Origin of the sequence: Pantoea sp. C2G6 (assembly GCF_051336815.1) — a bacterium.
Classification (GTDB): domain Bacteria; phylum Pseudomonadota; class Gammaproteobacteria; order Enterobacterales; family Enterobacteriaceae; genus Pantoea.
In genome coordinates, this window is sequence record NZ_JBGMNJ010000006.1 from 231,577 (window position 1) to 248,084 (window position 16,508).

Here is a 16,508-nt window from a genome sequence, read left to right on the forward strand (position 1 = left end):
ACTCGCTCCTCATGCGCCGAGGCTGGCGGGCAGCGGCGCTTTCAGCCACTCTTCTGACAGTTTATTCAGGGTGCCATCTTTAATGCCCTGCTCAATCAGTTCATTCACTCTGGCTTTCAGCGCCGGCTGATCTTTCTTCAGACCGATAAAGCAGGGCGAATCTTTCAGCATAAACTGCGCTACCGGCGCTTTAGCCGGATTCTGGCGGGCAATGGCGGCGACCACCAGGTTACCGGTGGCCACATACTGCACCTGTCCCGACAGGTAAGCGGAGAGCGTGGTGTTGTTATCTTCATAACGTTTCACCTGCGCATCTTTAGGGGCCACTTCACTCAGCACCATATCCTCGACCGCGCCGCGCGTGACGCCAATCGACTTGCCGCTCAGGTTGGCTGCCGCTTTGATCTCATCGCCTTTAGGTCCGAAGACGCCAAGAAAGAACGGCGCATAGGCGCGGGTAAAGTCGATCACTTTTTCCCGCTCCGCGTTTTTCCCCATGCTGGAGATCACCAGATCGACCTTGTCGGTTTGCAGGTAAGGCACGCGGTTGGCGCTGCTGACCGGCACCAGCTGCAACTTAAGTTTCATCTGCTTTGCCAGGTATTTCGCCATGTCGATGTCATAACCCTGCGGTTGCAGGTCAGTGCCGACTGAGCCAAACGGTGGGAAATCCTGCGGCACCGCCACCCGGATCACGCCGCGCTGCTGAATATCCTGGAGCTGATCGGCCAGCGCGCTGCCCGCCTGTGCCATCAGCAATGCCGCTGTTGCAACCGCCATCAAAACTTTTTTCATTATGCACCCCGGTAAGATTACGTGAAACAAAAGATTCTTTGACAGGTAATCTGCAACTAATGTGCCAACCGCAGCGGCGACGAAAAAAGGATTGAGTGGTAAAGATATAGGCGGAACTCAGGGTTGCTCAGCAGGTTCAGGCGACGACACGGCGTGCGCCAGAACGGGGCAAGGCACCAAAAGGGTGCCTGTTAACGGTGCTCCAGCTCGTCCAGCTGCTGGTAGAGGTCGGCAATCTGGTGAATACGCTGGCGTCCCTGCGCCAGCATTTCATGCAGCAGCGCGTTGGCGATCAGGTTAACCAGGCTCATGGCGGAGCCGTAGCTGTCGAAGGCGGAGACGCTGTCGAGCGGCGCACAGAGCTGCCAGCGCGCCAGCGCCATGAGGGTCTGCGCCTGCGGCTCACACAGCGCCAGCAGCGGAACATTCGCGGCCTGCAACTGCTGCATCAACGGACGGATCATCCGGGTGCGGCGGCGAAACGCCATCACCACCACCATGTCATCCGGGGATATATCCACCAACTCTTCCGCCAGCGTCTGCCCCGGCTGCGGCAGAATCTGCACCCCGGAACGCGCCTGCATCAGTTGCTGGCGCAGATGCAGCGCCACCGGATAGGCGTTGCGCATGCCGATGATAAAAACGCGCCGCGCCTGCGCCAGCTGCCGGATAACCTCACTGAACTGCTGCGTATCCAGGCTGTTGACCCACTGTGTCAGATTCGCCATCTCCTGCTTGTAGTGGCGCGACAGCAGGGTATTGCCCTGCACCGCATCCCGGTTGTCGGTCAGCGGCATGCCGCTCTGACGCAGGATGCGTAACTCATCACGCATATCCTTGTACTTCTCATAGCCCAGACGTCTGAACAGCCGGCTGACTGTCGCCTTCGACACGCCGCTGAGCCGCGCCAGCTCGGCGCTGTTGTAGCTGATCAGATCGTCAAAATGGTCGAAAACAAAGTCGGCGATGCGCTGCTCCTGCGGGGAGAGCTGGGGATAGTGGGTTCTGAGGCGTTCATCAAGCTGTTTCATAACCGATCCTGTAACTTTTGTTTCAGCTGAAGCTAGCACATTTTACGCCAGGTTAACCGGCGTGCTGTCCGGTCGCAATAAAAACTGGAACAGCTCTTGCTACGTTATGGATTCTGTCACCCGACATCAGAACGAGAAAAGCATGATGCAAAGTAATATGGCCCCGCAGGGGATGGCGGTGGCGCCGCACCATCTGGCGAGTGAAAGTGCGCTGGCGGTGCTGCGCGACGGCGGCAACGCAATTGAAGCGATGGTGGCGGCAGCGGCAACCATTGCCGTGGTCTATCCGCATATGAACGGGCTGGGCGGCGATGGCTTCTGGCTGATTCTGCCCCCCTCCGGCGATCCCATCGCTATCGACGCCAGCGGCGCGGCCGGTGCGCTGGCCCGGCGCGAGTTTTACGCCGGTGAAGCGCGTATCCCGCATCGCGGCCCCAAAGCGGCGCTGACCGTGGCCGGTACGGTCAGTGGCTGGCAGGAGGCGTTGAATATTTCCGCCGAATCGGGCTCCCCCGCCCTGCCGCTGGCGCGGCTGCTGCGTGACGCGATCCGCTACGCCGCCGACGGCATCCCGGTCACCGCTTCCCAGACCGCGGCGACCACTACCTTCTGTCATGAGTTACAGCATCAGCCCGGTTTCAGCGCCACCTTTATGCCCGATGGCGGTGTGCCGCAGCCGGGCAGCCGTTTTACCCAGCCCGCGCTGGCGCAGACGCTGTGTCAGCTGACGGAGCACGGGCTCGACAGCTTCTATCGCGGTCCGCTGGCTCGCCACCTGGCCGACCAGATGGCGACGCTCGGAATGCCGGTGACGCTGGCCGATCTGCAACAGCATCGCGCCCGTCGCACCACGCCGCTGCACCTCTCCCACAGCGAAGGCGATCTCTGGAATATCGCCCCGCCGACTCAGGGCATGGTGTCGCTGGCGATCCTCGGCATCACCGACCGGCTGGCGATGGCTGACGCTGACGAGGCGCAGACCCTGCACCGCATCGTCGAAGCGACCAAAAAGGCGTTTGCGCTGCGTGATAAGCACATCACCGACCCGCGTCACGTCACCGAAGATTTGCAGGCGCTGCTGGATGGCGACCATCTGGCGACGCTGGCCAGCCAGATCGCCGATGGCGAGGCCGCGCCCTGGGGCAACGGCCGCGGGCCAGGCGATACGGTCTGGATGGGAGTGATGGACAGCAGTGGTCTGGCCGTCTCCTTTATTCAGAGCATCTATCACGAGTTCGGCAGCGGCGTGGTGCTGCCCGGTACCGGCATTACCTGGCAGAATCGTGGCGCGGCGTTCAGTCTCGATCCCGATCATCTGCTGGCGCTGACACCGGGCAAACAGCCGTTTCATACCCTCAATCCCGCCGCCGCCCGCCTGAAAGATGGCCGTACCCTGGTCTATGGCTCAATGGGCGGGGATGGTCAGCCACAGACTCAGGCGGCGATCTTTACCCGCCATGTGATTCAGAAACTGCCGCTGCAACAGGCGGTCAGCGCGCCGCGCTGGCTGCTGGGCCGGACCTGGGGCCAGGCGTCAGACTCGCTGAAACTGGAGGGCCGCTTTGCCGCCGACACGGTGGAACAGCTGCGTCAGTGGGGACATCAGGTTGAACTGCTGCCGGACTTCAGCGAATTCGTGGGCCACGCGGGCGCTATTGTGCGTCACAGCAACGGCATGTTTGAGGGCGCAAGCGATCCGCGCAGTAACGGCAGCGCCGCCGGTTTTTAACAGGAGCGAATCATGAATCAACACGACTGGGCCAGCTACATCGGCCATATGGAGCAGATGCTGCAACTGGAACTGGATGAGGCGCGGCGCGCTGAGCTGGTGGTCCAGCTGACGCGCATCGCAGAGATGGCCACGCCGCTGATGGCGTTTCCGCTGGATGATCGGCTGGAAGTCGCGGGAGTCTATCAGGCATGAAATTAGCGGATATGTCGATTCAGACGCTGCGCCAGGCGATTCAGAGCGGGGAAATCAGCGCGCGTGAAGTCGCTGAACAGACGCTGAACGCGGTGGCGCAGCATAATCCGGCGCTGAACGCCTGGACGGAGGTCACCGGGCCACGCATGTTAAAAGAGGCTGAAACTATTGATGCCCGGCGGCAGCGCGGCGAACCCCTGCCACCGCTGGCGGGCATTCCCTACGCGGTGAAAAACCTGTTTGATGTGACGGGCCACAGCACCCTGGCCGGGGCCAGCCTGTTCAGCGAGCGGCCTGCGGCGCAGGCGGATGCGTTTGCCGTGGATAAACTGCGTCAGTCCGGCGCGCTGCTGTCGGGCATGCTGAACATGGATGCCTACGCCTATGGCTTTACCACCGAAAACAGTCACTATGGCGCGACGCGCAACCCGCATGATCTGACCCGTGTGGCGGGCGGTTCGTCGGGCGGATCGGCCGCCGCGGTAGCCGCCGGTCTGGTCCACTTTTCGCTGGGCAGTGACACCAACGGCTCAATTCGGGTGCCCGCCTCGCTGTGCGGGATATTTGGCCTGAAGCCAACCTTTGGCCGGCTGTCACGCAGCGGCAGCCATCCGTTTGTCGCCAGCCTCGATCATATTGGCCCCTTCGCCCGGCGGGTGGCGGATCTGGCGCTGGTCTACGACCAGTTGCAGGGAAGAGATCGTGCCGATGCGTTTCAGGCTGACCATCCCTGTTCCGCTACGCTGCCGCAGCTCTCTCAGGGCAGTGACGGGTTACGCTGTGGCGTGCTGGGCGGCTTTTTTAGCCACTGGTGTGACGACGATGCCCGCGCCGCGGTGGCGGTCGTCGCAGCCGCGCTCAACGCGCAGGAAGAGGTGGTGATGCCAGAGGCCAGCCTGGCGCGCTCGGCGGCCTTTATCATGACCGCTGCCGAAGGCGGTAATCACTATCTGCCTGCGTTGCGCCAGATGCCTGAGCAGTTCGAACCCAACTCACGCGAGCGGTTGCTGGCCGGTGCCATGATGCCAGGCGCCTGGTATGTGCAGGCGCAGCGCTTCCGTCGCCATTTTCAGCAGCAGGTGCTGCCGCTGTTCGATCATTTTGATCTGCTGATCGCCCCCGCGACCCCATGCAGCGCCATCACCCTCGGTCAGCAGACGATTTCACTTCAGGGGGAAGAATTACCCGCCAAAGCGAGCATGGGGATGCTGACGCAGCCGATTTCGTTTCTCGGTCTGCCGGTCTGCACCGTGCCGCTGGCGACCCGCAGCGGCCTGCCGATAGGATTGCAGCTGATCGCCCGTCCGTTTAACGAAGCCGCGGTGTTACGCGCCGCTGCGGCGCTGGAACAACAGGGCATCACCCTGCCGCAAATCACGCTGGGGGAGAACCGATGAACCAGGCCGTTAATTTACCGCAGGTCGTCAGTGAGGTGACGGCGCAGTTCTGGCGCTACGAGCAGGCGCTGATCAGCAATGACGTGGCCGAGCTGGATGCCCTGTTCTGGCACGATCCGCGCACCGTGCGTCTCGGCGCTGGCGAGAATTTATATGGCATCGATGAGATCCGCGCATTCCGTGCCGCGCGTCCCTCAACCGGGCTGAACCGGACGCTGCGCAATACCGTGATCACCACTTTTGGTGAAGATTACGCGGTCTGTAGCACCGAGTTCACCCGCGCCGGCAGCGACAGGATTGGCCGTCAGCAGCAGACCTGGGTGCGGATGCCGCACGGCTGGTGCATCGTGGCGGCGCAGGTGAGCCTGATGAGTTAACCGGCTGGCGAGTCAGGCGTTGCGGCCCGCAGTCTGTCCGCAACGCCTGCTGCGGCGGTCAGGAGAGATCTGGCGCCGGATGCGTTTTAATCCAGTGATCGGCAATCTGCTGGCGGCTGCAAACCCAGACATCCTCATGCTGCTGAATATGATCCAGGAAGTTCTGCAACGCGCGGAATTTTCCCGGCCGTCCCAGCAGGCGGCAATGCATCCCGACTGACATCATCTTCGGCGCGGTTTCCCCCTCCTGATACAGCACATCAAAGGTGTCGCGCAGATAGGTGAAGAACTGCTCGGCGGTGTTGAACCCCTGCGGTGAGGCGAAGCGCATGTCGTTGCACTCCAGGGTATAGGGGATAATCAGGTGCGGTTTGACGCTGCCATCCTGGCAGGTGACGCGGGTCCAGAACGGCAGATCGTCACCATAGTAGTCACTGTCATAGCTGAAACCGCCCTGCTCCACCACCAGCCGCCGGGTGTTGGGACTGTCGCGGCCGGTGTACCAGCCGGTCGGGGCTTTGCCGAACAGATCGACCAGCACATCGACCGCCTGCTGCATGTGCTGACGTTCGGTTTTCGCATCCATGCCCTGATAGTGGATCCAGCGCCAGCCGTGGCTGACCACATCGTAGTCCGCCTGTTTGATCGCTTCGACAATCTCCGGGTGACGCGCCAGCGCCATCGCGACGCCGAACACCGTTAACGGCAGACCGCGTTTCTGGAATTCATTGTGGATGCGCCAGAAGCCCGCGCGCGAGCCATATTCATAGAGTGACTCCATCGACATGTGACGGTCGGGATAGCTGGCCGCGCCGATAATGTCGGAGAGGAACTGCTCCGATCCGGCGTCGCCGTGCAGCACGCTGTTTTCCGCCCCCTCTTCATAGTTCAGGACAAACTGCACCGCGACGCGGGCGTTATCGGGCCAGGCGGCGTGCGGCGGATTCGCGCCGTAACCGATTAAGTCACGCGGATAGTTTTTGTTAAAGCTGTACTCTTTTTTCTCAGCAGCGTCAGTCATTACTCGCTTCCTGTCTTGGATCGGGAGAGTTCCGTTAGTTTAGATGCTGAAACGCACCAGAGAGAGGTTTCTGCAAAGGCCAGGCCAGATCGCCATGCTTGCTGGTGCCAAAGCCCAGCGCCACCAGCGACTCGACCATTTTGACCGCCGCGCTGACGCCATCGATCACCGGCAGACCAAGCTCCTGAGTAAGTGAGGCGGCCAGCGTCGCCATCCCGCCACAGCCCAGCACAATCGCGCCGCTGCCATCTTCCCGTTTGGCCTGGATGCAGCGCTGACGCACTTTCTCCTGCGCCAGCCCGCTGCCATCTTCCAGCGCCAGCACCGGCAGATCGATGGCGTGCAGCGCCGCACAGTGATGGCTAAAGCCATACTGCTGCAACAGATGACGGGCAATGACCAGGGTGCGCGGCAGCGTGGTGACAATCGAGAAGCGCGTCGCCAGCAGGGTCGCGGTGTGCATCGCCGCCTCCGCGATGCCGATCACCGGCCCGCTGGCCAGCTCACGCGCCGCCAGCAGACCGGGATCGCCGAAGCAGGCAATCACATGACCGCTGACGCCCTGCGCCCGGCCCAGTTTCACCTGCTCCAGCACGCCGATGGCGGCGATCGCCTCATCGAAGTGCCCTTCAATCGACGGCACGCCATGCGACGGCGAAACGGCCAGGATTTCGGTGCCGGGTGCGGCCACCGCGCGCGCCGCCTGACCGATGGTTTCAGTCATCGCCAGGCTGGTGTTGGGGTTGATGACCTGAATCAGGCTCATAAGGCGGCTCCTTTCTCTGCGGCGAACAGCCGGGCGAAGTCGGGCAGGGTTTCTCCGCTGCGCTCAAAGTGCAGGCTGGAGACGATCTGCTCAAAGTGCTGCTGCAAGGCCGCTGTCAGCGGCGGCAAGGCGCGCTGGCGAAGCAGCTCCAGCAGATGGGTGTGGTCGTTACAGCGGCAGCCATGCTGCCAGGGCGCGCCATAGGCGGCAATGACCAGCGATGAGCGCTGGGTCAGGCTGGTCACCATGCCGGTGAGCACCTGATTGCCGGAGATCGCCTGTAGCTGAATATGAAACGCGGCCGACAGACGGATCGCCGCCGGACCGTCCTGACGGGCGTGCGCCTGATCCTCCTGCGCGATCAGTTTCCCCAGCGCCACCAGATGGGGCGGTTGCAGATGCGCGACGACGGCGGGCAGGTTGGCACACTCCATTAAACTGCGGGTTGTAAAAATATCCCGCGCCTCTTCCACGCCTGGCGTCGCCACCTGTGCACCGCGTTTGGGCGTCAGCGTGACCATCTGCACCGCCGCAAGGCGTTGCAGCACTTTACGGATGCCGGTGCGGCTGACGCCAAACACCCCGGAAAGCGCCTCTTCCGGCAATTTACTGCCCGGCGGCAGCTGATGCTCAACAATGGCGTTCATTAACGCCTGATAGATCGCCTCATCTTTATCCTGCTGCGGGATAGCCTCCTGCGGGCCTGTTTTACTCTTCATTAACCGCTCCGATCGCTCTCTGTACGTCCATATCGTATACATCAATAATAATTTTTGTATACAAGAAACGGATCTGGCCTGAATCCTGCAATGTCTGATGACACGATGATTCATTCCACTCTCAGGCAGAGGAGCAGGTTTCATGCCAAATCATTCAACGGTGGCCAGTACGGCCTCTGAAGCACACGCCGGTTACAGCCCCCGGCTCTGTAACGACGACCTGGCACCGACTCGCGATCAGAACTGGTCGTGGTACAACATTTTTTCGTTCTGGATGTCTGATGTGCACAGCATGGGCGGCTATGTGGTGGCCGCCAGCTTCTTCACGCTGGGACTGGCCAGCTGGCAGGTGCTGCTCTGCCTGCTGGTGGGCATTTGCATTGTGCAGATCTGCGCCAATCTGGTGGCGAAACCGAGCCAGATGGCGGGCGTGCCCTATGCGGTGATCTGCCGTCAGGCGTTTGGGGTGTTTGGCGCGAATATCCCGGCGGTGATCCGCGGATTGATCGCCTTCGCCTGGTATGGCATCCAGACCTGGCTGGCGGCGAATGCGCTGATGCTGGTGCTGCTGAAGTTTGCGCCTTCGCTCTCCTCGATGACCGTGCCGCACTGGCTCGGCCTCTCACTGCTGGGCTGGTGCTGCTTCGGCATTATGTGGCTGTTGCAGGCGATGGTGTTCTGGCATGGCATGAGCGCCATTAAGCGCTTTATTGATGTCGCCGGTCCGGCGGTCTATGTGGTGATGCTGGCGCTGGCGGGCTGGATTGTATACAAGACTGGCTTCAGCGGCATCTCATTTACCCTGGCCAGCAAGTCGCTGACGGCGGGTGAGCAGACCTGGCAGATGATTACTGCTATCGCGCTGGTGGTCTCCTACTTCTCCGGCCCGCTGCTCAACTTTGGTGACTTTTCCCGCTACGGCAAAAGCATGGGTGAGATCCGGCGCGGCAACCGCTGGGGCCTGCCGTTTAACTTCCTGCTCTTCTCCGTAGTGACGGTGGTGATCGTCTCCGGTACGCAGTCGCTGTTTGGCAAGATGATTACCGATCCGATTGAGACCGTCAGCCGGGTCGGTAACGACCTTGCTGTGGCCGTGGGACTGCTGACCATGATTACCGCCACCATCGGCATCAATATCGTGGCGAACTTCGTCTCGCCAGCGTTTGACTTCTCTAACTGCTCACCGCAGAAGATCAGCTTCCGGGCCGGCGGGATGATCGCCGCGGTAGGCTCGGTACTGTTAACGCCGTGGAACCTGTTCCAGTCGCCGGAGCTGATTCACTACACGCTGGATGTGCTGGGCTCCTTTATCGGTCCGCTGTTCGGTATCCTGCTGACTGACTTTTACCTGATTAAGCGCGGTCGCATCTCGGTCGACGATCTGTTTAACGACACCCCGGCGGGACGTTACTGGTATCGCGGCGGCTTCAACCCGAAAGCGATAGGCGCGCTGCTGCCATCGGTAGCGGTTTGTCTGGTGATCAGTTTTATTCCTGCCCTGCATGAGGTGGCGAACTTCAGCTGGTTTATCGGGGCCGGTCTGGCGGCGGGCTGCTATCGTTTTATCGCCCGGGAAGAGCGCGAGGCGGGAGACGCTGCACAATGGCATGGCGAGGTGGTGGCGCAGAAGGAGTAGGTGCGCGCCAGTGCGCAGACAGCAAAAAGCCGATTCATTTCTGAATCGGCTTTTTTAAATAGATTGGCGGAACGGACGGGGCTCGAACCCGCGACCCCCTGCGTGACAGGCAGGTATTCTAACCAACTGAACTACCGCTCCGCGCTTTGTTCCCCGTCGAGAACGAGGCGCATAGTAATCGCAGGCTGTTGCGGCGTCAACGCTTTTTCCAGGAGAAGAAATCGTTTGCTGATTTTTTCATCTTGTCGTTGATTTTAGCCACAAAATCAGCCGCGCCACAGGCAGCTGCCACCTTTTTTCATCACCAGATCGAGACGCGACTCGTGGGCGGCTATCTCCGCCTCGCTGGCGCTCACCACCCGCAGTGCGGAAGCGGGACGCACGATGCGCTGTACGCTCTCACCCTGCGCCTGGCGGGCACTTTCGCTTTCCGATAAAAAGGAGAGCGACGTCTGTCCGCCGGTCATGGTCAGGAAGACTTCAGCCAGGATCTCGGCATCGAGCAGTGCGCCATGCAGGGTTCGCTTGCTGTTGTCGATCTCATAACGTGAGCAAAGCGCATCAAGGCTGTTGCGTTTGCCGGGGAACATGCGGCGCGCCAGCGCCAGACTGTCGGTAATTTTGCAGAAGGTTTCGGTTTTCTCGATGCCGCGGTTCAGCTTTGAAAACTCGTAATCCATAAAGCCGATGTCAAACGGCGCGTTATGGATCACTAACTCCGCCCCGCGAATGTAGTCGAGAAACTCGTCGGCGATCTCGCTGAAGGCGGGCTTGTCCGCCAGAAACTCATCAGCAATCCCGTGTACGCCAAAGGCTTCGGGATCCACCAGCCGATCCGGCTTCAGATACATATGAAAGTTGTTACCGGTCAGGCGACGGTTAATCACCTCTACCGCACCAATTTCAATGATGCGATGCCCCTCATAATGGACCCCGATCATGTTCATGCCGGTGGTTTCAGTATCGAGAACGATCTGGCGGTTATTTGCAGTGCTCATAAGACCCGTTTTATGTCAGACTTGGCGTTTTTGTCAGAAGGAAGTCTACCAGAGATGCGCAAACAGGTAGAGATATTCACCGATGGATCCTGTCTTGGAAATCCCGGCCCCGGCGGTTATGGGGCGATTTTACGCTACGGTCAGCATGAGAAAACCTTCAGCGCAGGCTATCACCTGACTACCAATAACCGCATGGAGCTGATGGCGGCGATTGTCTCGCTTGAAGCGCTGAAACAGCCGTGCGATGTGGTGCTCAGTACCGACAGCCAGTATGTCCGTCAGGGGATCACCAGCTGGATCCATAACTGGAAAAAGCGTGGCTGGAAAACCGCCGATAAGAAACCGGTGAAGAATGTCGATCTCTGGCAGCGTCTCGACCTGGCGCTCAGCACCCACAAGATTCAGTGGGAATGGGTTAAAGGCCATGCCGGGCACCCGGAAAACGAGCGCTGCGACGAACTGGCACGCAGCGCGGCGGAAAATCCCGCCTTTGAGGACATCGGCTATAAGACCGAATCCTGATCCTCTGCCTGGCGGAACTGGCGCGTGGCGTTGACCGTCTGGCGGATCTGGCTGCCGCTGAGGCTTTTCTTCGCCCGGGTAGGTAACAGCGGGAAGGTGCGCTTACGTGCCACCACTATATTCAGACACCCCAGCGCCGGTAAGTGGGCGCTGATCAGTTTGCCGCCCTGCCGATGCCACGGCAACACCTGGAAGCGCGTGCGGTAGACCACTTCGTAATTGAGCAGTCCCAGCCAGTCGAGCAGACGCATCTGGCTGAACATCCGGCCGCTCCAGGGCGCTTTGCGCATTAAACCCGGCACCATTTTGCTGACGCCCAGCAGACTAAAGGGGTTGAAGCCGCTGATGATCATCCAGCCATCGTCGATCAATACCCGGTCGACTTCGCGCAGTACCCGGTGCGGGTCCTGACTCCACGCCAGCGTGTGGGCCAGTAAACAGGCATCAATCGATTTCGATTCAAACGGCAGTTGCAGCGGGTTAGCCCGCACCTGAAGCAGCTCGCCTTCACTGCCAACATTGACCTGATGTGAAATAGAACAGTTTTCGGTGTTGATTTCTGCGCTCAGGTTGCCAAGCTTAAGCATATGAAAGCCATAAAGCTTTCCAAGGTAAGGCTGTAGCTGCTGCGTCAGCGCGTCACGGAAATACTCTCCCCACGGCATATCGCGCCATGAAAGCGGCGCGTTGAGAGTCTGGCGTGTTTTAGCGGGCTTCATGCTTTACCCTCTTCCTGTTCCTACGACCTGCGAGAGGTGATGATGAATCTTACCAGTATTCCTGCGTTGCAGGACAACTACATCTGGACGCTCAACGATGATGAGGAGAAATGCCTGATTGTCGACCCCGGCGAAGCCCGGCCAGTACTGGAAAAAATTGCCGCCAACGGCTGGCAGCCGGTCGCCATTCTGTTGACGCACCACCATAACGACCACACCGGTGGGGTCAAAGCGATCTGTGAGCAGTTCCCGCAGCTTGAGGTCTTCGGTCCACAGGAAACCGCAGCCAAAGGGGCCACGACCCTGGTCAGCGAAGGCGACCGGGTCGAGGTTCTGGGGCTGAGCTTTGAAGTGATCCACACTCCCGGACACACTTTAGGACATATCTCATATTACAGCTCACCTTATCTTTTCTGTGGTGATACGCTGTTCTCTGGCGGTTGCGGACGGCTTTTTGAGGGCACTGCCGAGCAGATGTATGATTCCTTTCAAAAGCTTAACCAGCTTCCCGAGGAAACGCTGGTCTGTTGCGCCCATGAATATACTTTATCCAATCTGAAGTTTGCTGCGGCTATTCTGCCTCATGACCCGCAAATTATGGCCGAATACCAGAAAATTAATGACTTACGCGCTGAAAATGGCATTAGTTTGCCCACAAAACTGGCGCACGAACGGTCAATAAATTTATTTCTTCGTACGCAAGACCCTGATTTAAAAAGAGCTTTAAACGTTAACGCCGATGATAAACCGCTATGGCATACATTTGCGGTTCTACGCGAGAAGAAAGACGCTTTTTGATTTTTCGGGTTGTGTTGTGAAAAGTCGTCACGTATAGTTGCTCGTCTTTTAAGCGAACTATTGACACACACATGAAGGCTAAAGCGATCTTACTCGCCTCGGTCTTGCTGGTGGGATGTCAGGCCTCAAGGAATGACGCCAATATCCCCGAACAGCATGCCCAGAGTCTGTCTTCAGCTGGTCAAGGTGAAAATGGAAAGTACGGAGACGAATTTTTGTCGCCGCGATGGCAGGAAGATGGAACTGGCCTCGCAGCAGACGCAGATCTCTGGAGTTTCATTAGTGACGAGTTGAAGATGGGGATACCGGAAAACCCGGCAATCCGCGAACAAAAAAGTAAATTTTTAAAAAATAAGAGCTATCTCCACGATGTAACATTACGGGCAGAGCCGTACATGTACTGGATAGTCGAGCAGATACAGAAACGTAAAATGCCGATGGAACTGGTACTGCTACCCATAGTGGAGAGCGCTTTTGATCCTCACGCAACCTCCTCCGCCAATGCCGCTGGCATCTGGCAGATTGTTGCAGCAACGGGTCGAAACTATGGTTTGAAACAGAACCAATATTACGATGGGCGACGTGATGTGGTCGCGTCCACCAAAGTTGCGCTGGATATGATGCAGCGTCTCAACACCATGTTTGACGGAGACTGGTTACTAACCATCGCCGCTTACAACAGTGGTGAAGGACGGGTGCTCAAAGCGATTAAGCAGAATAAGGCGCGCGGTAAGCCGACTGATTTCTGGCACTTATCGCTGCCACGCGAAACCACGGTGTATGTGCCGAAGATGTTAGCCCTGAGTGAGCTGCTCAAGAATAACAAGCGTTACGGTATCAAACTGCCGACACCTAACGAAAGCCGCGCCCTGGCGCGAGTGGAAGTGGGTCAGCAGATACAGCTGACGCAAGCCGCTGAAATGGCGGGTATGTCGCTCACGAAACTCAAGAGCTTCAATACCGGCTACAAAGGCGGTGCAACAGCGCCAAACGGACCGCACTACATTATGGTGCCGAAGTCCAACGTCGCAAAACTGCGAAACTCACTGGCTTCCGGTGATATTGCAGCGGTCCAGCCGACTCAGCTAGCGAAAGCCAGCGCGAGCGGCGGTTACAAGGTGCGACGGGGTGATACGCTTTCTGGTATCGCCGCAAAACTTGGCGTTAGCGTCTCGACACTGAAGCAGGTTAACAATCTGCGCGGTGCTGACATCCGACCGGGTCAGACTCTGACGGTTGGTTCCAACGGCACCCGACTGGCTGATAACGGCAACAGCATCACCTACCGCGTTCGTAAGGGTGATTCTCTTGCCAGTATTGCACAGCATCACGGCGTCAATATCAAAGACGTGATGCGCTGGAACAGTGTGCTGGATAGTGCGAAAGATATTCAACCCGGCGATAAGTTAACGCTGTTTGTGAATAATAACGCCACTCCTGATACCTGATACGTTGAAAAGGCTGACAATTGTCAGCCTTTTTCTTTTATTCGTCCTTTTGTGCATTACGCCCTCCTCTCCCCGGTTGTAGCATCCGGCTAGCGCGTCGGATTAAACTCCACCAGTAAAGGATTGTGGTCAGACGCCTGCGTTACCAGTACTGAGGCCTCGCTCACTCTGAGATCGCGATAAAAGACAAAATCCAGTGGACGCCCAAAGGCTTTACGTCGGTGATCAGCGGTGAACATCACCTCTTCCAGCTGCATCTGTTGCGCAAAACGATAGAGCGCATTGATCCGCTGACGGCTCCAGGCGTTGAAATCGCCCGCCATAATCACCGGACCGCGATGATGCATAATCTGTTCGCCTATCGGCCCCAGCTGCTTGCTGTAAACATCAACCCCTAAGCTGAAGTTAACCGCGTGGATATTCACCACCATCAGCATTTCTCCGGCGGGCAGAGGGTATGCCGTAACCAGTGCCGATTTTGACAGCCTGAGCAGTGGCTCACGCTCCCGTAGCGGGCAGCAGTAGACCGGATGCGCCGAGGCCAGCGTCATCACCCCAGAGGGGTGCTGAGGCAGCACAAAGGCGGGCACCTGATCGGCAGCCAGATAATTACTGGTGGCAAACTGCACCAGTTCAGGGGTGGTCTGCGCTTCCTGCAACAGCACCAGGTGCGCATCCTTACCGAACCCTTCCAGTACCGACATCCAGTCTGCACGCTGCTGTTTGAAGATGTTCCACACTAAGACTTTGAGGGTAGGATCTGCGGGCAAGGGTGCGCCGGGTGGCAGTGCCTGACCGAGATGGAGCATCGCGCCGGGTGGAAAAATCTGTTCCACCGGCTGTCCTGCCACATATCGCATTGCATAAGTTTTTTTGCGCACTTTCCCGCCTGGCTGATGGTTCATAAAACAGATAACACTTGTCTGTTATAGGGATTTTAGACCCTGGTTTCAATGGACGCCGTTAAATGTCGGAATTCAGCACCTCCACCAGAGTAGAGCAGTTGCTGCATGACCGCTAAACAAATCGAGGCAGGCGGATAAGAGCTGGGTCATCCCGATGCGGGATCCTATACTGGGAGATCATTTCCGGCCGGATAGCAGGATGATAAGGCAGGGGCGTTGATTAGTGTAGGGAGGAGAGATGAAGGCATCTTCTGACGAACTTAAAGTTTTCGTCAGCGTGGTAGAAAGCGGAAGTTTCAGTCGCGCTGCTGAACAGATGCAGATGGCAAACTCTGCCGTCAGCAGGACGATAAAAAAACTGGAGAGCAAGCTGGGTATCGCCCTGCTGACCCGGACTACGCGACAGCTGGCCCTCACGCAGGAGGGGGAACAATACTTCCGCCATGTACAACGCTTTTTGCAGGAGATGACCACAGCGGAAAGCGATTTGATCGAAAGTTTGCAGGCCCCTAAAGGATTGCTGCGGGTGGATGCCGCCACGCCGGTCATTCTGCATCTGCTGATGCCGATGATTAAGCCATTTCGTGCACGTTATCCTGAGGTGACGCTCTCGTTGATCTCCTCAGAGAGCTTTATCAACCTGATTGAACGCAAAGTCGATGTCGCGATTCGTGCCGGCAACCTCACCGACTCCACCCTGCGTGCACGGCTGCTGTTTAACAGCTTCCGTAAGCTGGTTGCTTCACCGGCTTATCTTAAAGAATATGGCACGCCACAGAGCGTAGCAGAGCTGGCGACACATCACTGCCTCGGCTTTGATGATTCTCCACGACTGAATCGCTGGCCCATTGCTCAGCAGAGTGGCGAACTTTACGATATTAACTGGGCTATCTCTTCTAACAGCGGAGAGACGATTAAACAGCTCAGTCTTACCGGTAACGGCATTGCCTGTTTATCCGATTACATGATCGATCGTGAAATTGCCGACGGGACGCTGATTGAAGTGATGGCAGATCAGCGGCTGCCGGTCGTGATGCCTTTTAACGCAGTTTATTACAGTGATACTGGCGTGAGCCAGCGCGTTCGGGTCTTTATCGATTTTCTCAGTGAGTGGACCTCAGGACAGCCCTGGCGTGTCGCAGAGCAGGGGCTCCGCGCTTAAACGGCGCTGTCGTACTTTTGCCGGATTGACTCAGTGACGCGAGTCAGCCGGCTTAAACTGGCGTGTTTATTCAGGGTAAATGGTGAAACTAATCTGGCAAAGGAGCATGGCTGACCGGCAGTGGCTCACGCTATCTGGCTGGTATGGCGTTAATAAGATGGCGCTGCGGCAATGGAAAAAGCCCTGACCGTTAAGTCAGGGCTTTCCAATTAAGTGGCGGAACGGACGGGGCTCGAACCCGCGACCCCCTGCGTGACAGGCAGGTATTCTAACCAACTGAACTACCGCTC

General features: G+C 58.3%; 17 protein-coding genes and 1 tRNA gene. 9 read left to right on the forward strand and 9 right to left on the reverse strand.

All coding sequences use genetic code 11. From position 1 onward, the window contains the following. Positions 1 to 9: 9 nt before the first annotated feature. Positions 10 to 795 (reverse strand): transporter substrate-binding domain-containing protein, encoded by a 786-nt coding sequence (locus ACCW71_RS11035; RefSeq protein ID WP_436371256.1) that lies wholly within the window; start codon positions 793 to 795, stop codon positions 10 to 12. Positions 796 to 986: 191 nt separating this feature from the next. Beyond that, complete coding sequence (hpxU, locus tag ACCW71_RS11040; protein WP_436371258.1) at positions 987 to 1,826, reverse strand: MurR/RpiR family transcriptional regulator HpxU; 840 nt, start codon at positions 1,824 to 1,826, stop codon at positions 987 to 989. A gap of 142 nt (positions 1,827 to 1,968) precedes the next feature. Between hpxU and ACCW71_RS11045 the strand changes: the two genes are divergently transcribed. The 4 genes from ACCW71_RS11045 to hpxZ are packed head-to-tail and all read left to right on the forward strand — an operon-like array spanning position 1,969 to position 5,524. After that, a complete protein-coding gene (locus tag ACCW71_RS11045; RefSeq protein ID WP_436371260.1) occupies positions 1,969 to 3,555 on the forward strand; it encodes a gamma-glutamyltransferase family protein in 1,587 nt (528 codons plus the stop codon). Between the two features lie 12 nt (positions 3,556 to 3,567). Then, positions 3,568 to 3,750, forward strand: coding sequence for an oxalurate catabolism protein HpxX (hpxX, locus tag ACCW71_RS11050; RefSeq protein ID WP_436371262.1), 183 nt, complete (start codon positions 3,568 to 3,570; stop codon positions 3,748 to 3,750). Next, positions 3,747 to 5,147 carry an AtzE family amidohydrolase gene (locus tag ACCW71_RS11055; RefSeq protein ID WP_436371264.1) on the forward strand — a complete coding sequence of 467 codons (1,401 nt, stop codon included), beginning with the start codon at positions 3,747 to 3,749 and terminating at the stop codon, positions 5,145 to 5,147. Before hpxX ends, ACCW71_RS11055 begins: the two co-directional genes overlap by 4 nt. Next, complete coding sequence (hpxZ, locus tag ACCW71_RS11060; RefSeq protein WP_436371266.1) at positions 5,144 to 5,524, forward strand: oxalurate catabolism protein HpxZ; 381 nt, start codon at positions 5,144 to 5,146, stop codon at positions 5,522 to 5,524. The genes ACCW71_RS11055 and hpxZ overlap by 4 nt, the downstream gene beginning before the upstream one ends. A 58-nt stretch (positions 5,525 to 5,582) precedes the next feature. Here hpxZ and puuE read toward each other — a convergent pair whose 3' ends face one another. From puuE to ACCW71_RS11075, 3 genes are read right to left on the reverse strand one after another with little or no spacing between them, the layout of a single operon-like run. Next, entirely contained in the window at positions 5,583 to 6,545 is a 963-nt protein-coding gene (puuE, locus tag ACCW71_RS11065) for an allantoinase PuuE (protein WP_436371268.1), read from the reverse strand. A 34-nt stretch (positions 6,546 to 6,579) separates the two neighbouring features. Next, entirely contained in the window at positions 6,580 to 7,311 is a 732-nt protein-coding gene (gene hpxA, locus ACCW71_RS11070; protein WP_436371269.1) for an allantoin racemase, read from the reverse strand. Further along, positions 7,308 to 8,030: a GntR family transcriptional regulator gene (locus ACCW71_RS11075; RefSeq protein WP_436371271.1), complete on the reverse strand. Its 723-nt coding sequence runs from the start codon at positions 8,028 to 8,030 to the stop codon at positions 7,308 to 7,310. The genes hpxA and ACCW71_RS11075 overlap by 4 nt, the downstream gene beginning before the upstream one ends. A 142-nt stretch (positions 8,031 to 8,172) precedes the next feature. Between ACCW71_RS11075 and ACCW71_RS11080 the strand changes: the two genes are divergently transcribed. Next, positions 8,173 to 9,666 carry an NCS1 family nucleobase:cation symporter-1 gene (locus ACCW71_RS11080; protein ID WP_436371273.1) on the forward strand — a complete coding sequence of 498 codons (1,494 nt, stop codon included), beginning with the start codon at positions 8,173 to 8,175 and terminating at the stop codon, positions 9,664 to 9,666. A gap of 64 nt (positions 9,667 to 9,730) precedes the next feature. On the opposite strand, the gene ACCW71_RS11085 is transcribed toward ACCW71_RS11080, so the two are convergent. Together ACCW71_RS11085 and dnaQ are read right to left on the reverse strand one after the other, a co-directional pair. Continuing rightward, positions 9,731 to 9,807 (reverse strand) — tRNA-Asp (locus ACCW71_RS11085). Between the two features lie 125 nt (positions 9,808 to 9,932). Next, positions 9,933 to 10,664 carry a DNA polymerase III subunit epsilon gene (gene dnaQ, locus ACCW71_RS11090; RefSeq protein ID WP_436371274.1) on the reverse strand — a complete coding sequence of 244 codons (732 nt, stop codon included), beginning with the start codon at positions 10,662 to 10,664 and terminating at the stop codon, positions 9,933 to 9,935. A 54-nt stretch (positions 10,665 to 10,718) separates the two neighbouring features. Between dnaQ and rnhA the strand changes: the two genes are divergently transcribed. Beyond that, a complete protein-coding gene (rnhA, locus tag ACCW71_RS11095; protein WP_436371276.1) occupies positions 10,719 to 11,186 on the forward strand; it encodes a ribonuclease HI in 468 nt (155 codons plus the stop codon). On the opposite strand, the gene ACCW71_RS11100 is transcribed toward rnhA, so the two are convergent. Then, entirely contained in the window at positions 11,168 to 11,905 is a 738-nt protein-coding gene (locus ACCW71_RS11100; RefSeq protein WP_436371278.1) for a class I SAM-dependent methyltransferase, read from the reverse strand. The two genes, rnhA and ACCW71_RS11100, sit on opposite strands and share 19 nt — an antisense overlap. Before the next feature lie 42 nt (positions 11,906 to 11,947). On the opposite strand from ACCW71_RS11100, the gene gloB reads away from it, so the two are divergent. Next, positions 11,948 to 12,703 carry a hydroxyacylglutathione hydrolase gene (gene gloB / locus ACCW71_RS11105; protein WP_436371291.1) on the forward strand — a complete coding sequence of 252 codons (756 nt, stop codon included), beginning with the start codon at positions 11,948 to 11,950 and terminating at the stop codon, positions 12,701 to 12,703. 71 nt (positions 12,704 to 12,774) lie between these two features. Beyond that, positions 12,775 to 14,151, forward strand: coding sequence for a murein transglycosylase D (gene mltD / locus ACCW71_RS11110; protein WP_436371280.1), 1,377 nt, complete (start codon positions 12,775 to 12,777; stop codon positions 14,149 to 14,151). Positions 14,152 to 14,240: 89 nt separating this feature from the next. Here the strand turns inward: mltD and ACCW71_RS11115 are convergent, their stop codons facing one another. Then, on the reverse strand, positions 14,241 to 15,032 hold the full coding sequence (locus ACCW71_RS11115) for an endonuclease/exonuclease/phosphatase family protein (protein ID WP_436371282.1): 792 nt from the start codon (positions 15,030 to 15,032) through the stop codon (positions 14,241 to 14,243). A gap of 262 nt (positions 15,033 to 15,294) precedes the next feature. Here ACCW71_RS11115 and yafC point away from each other — a divergent pair, with 262 nt between their 5' ends. Then, a complete protein-coding gene (gene yafC, locus ACCW71_RS11120; RefSeq protein ID WP_436371284.1) occupies positions 15,295 to 16,218 on the forward strand; it encodes a DNA-binding transcriptional regulator YafC in 924 nt (307 codons plus the stop codon). The last annotated feature ends 290 nt before the right edge of the window (positions 16,219 to 16,508 follow it).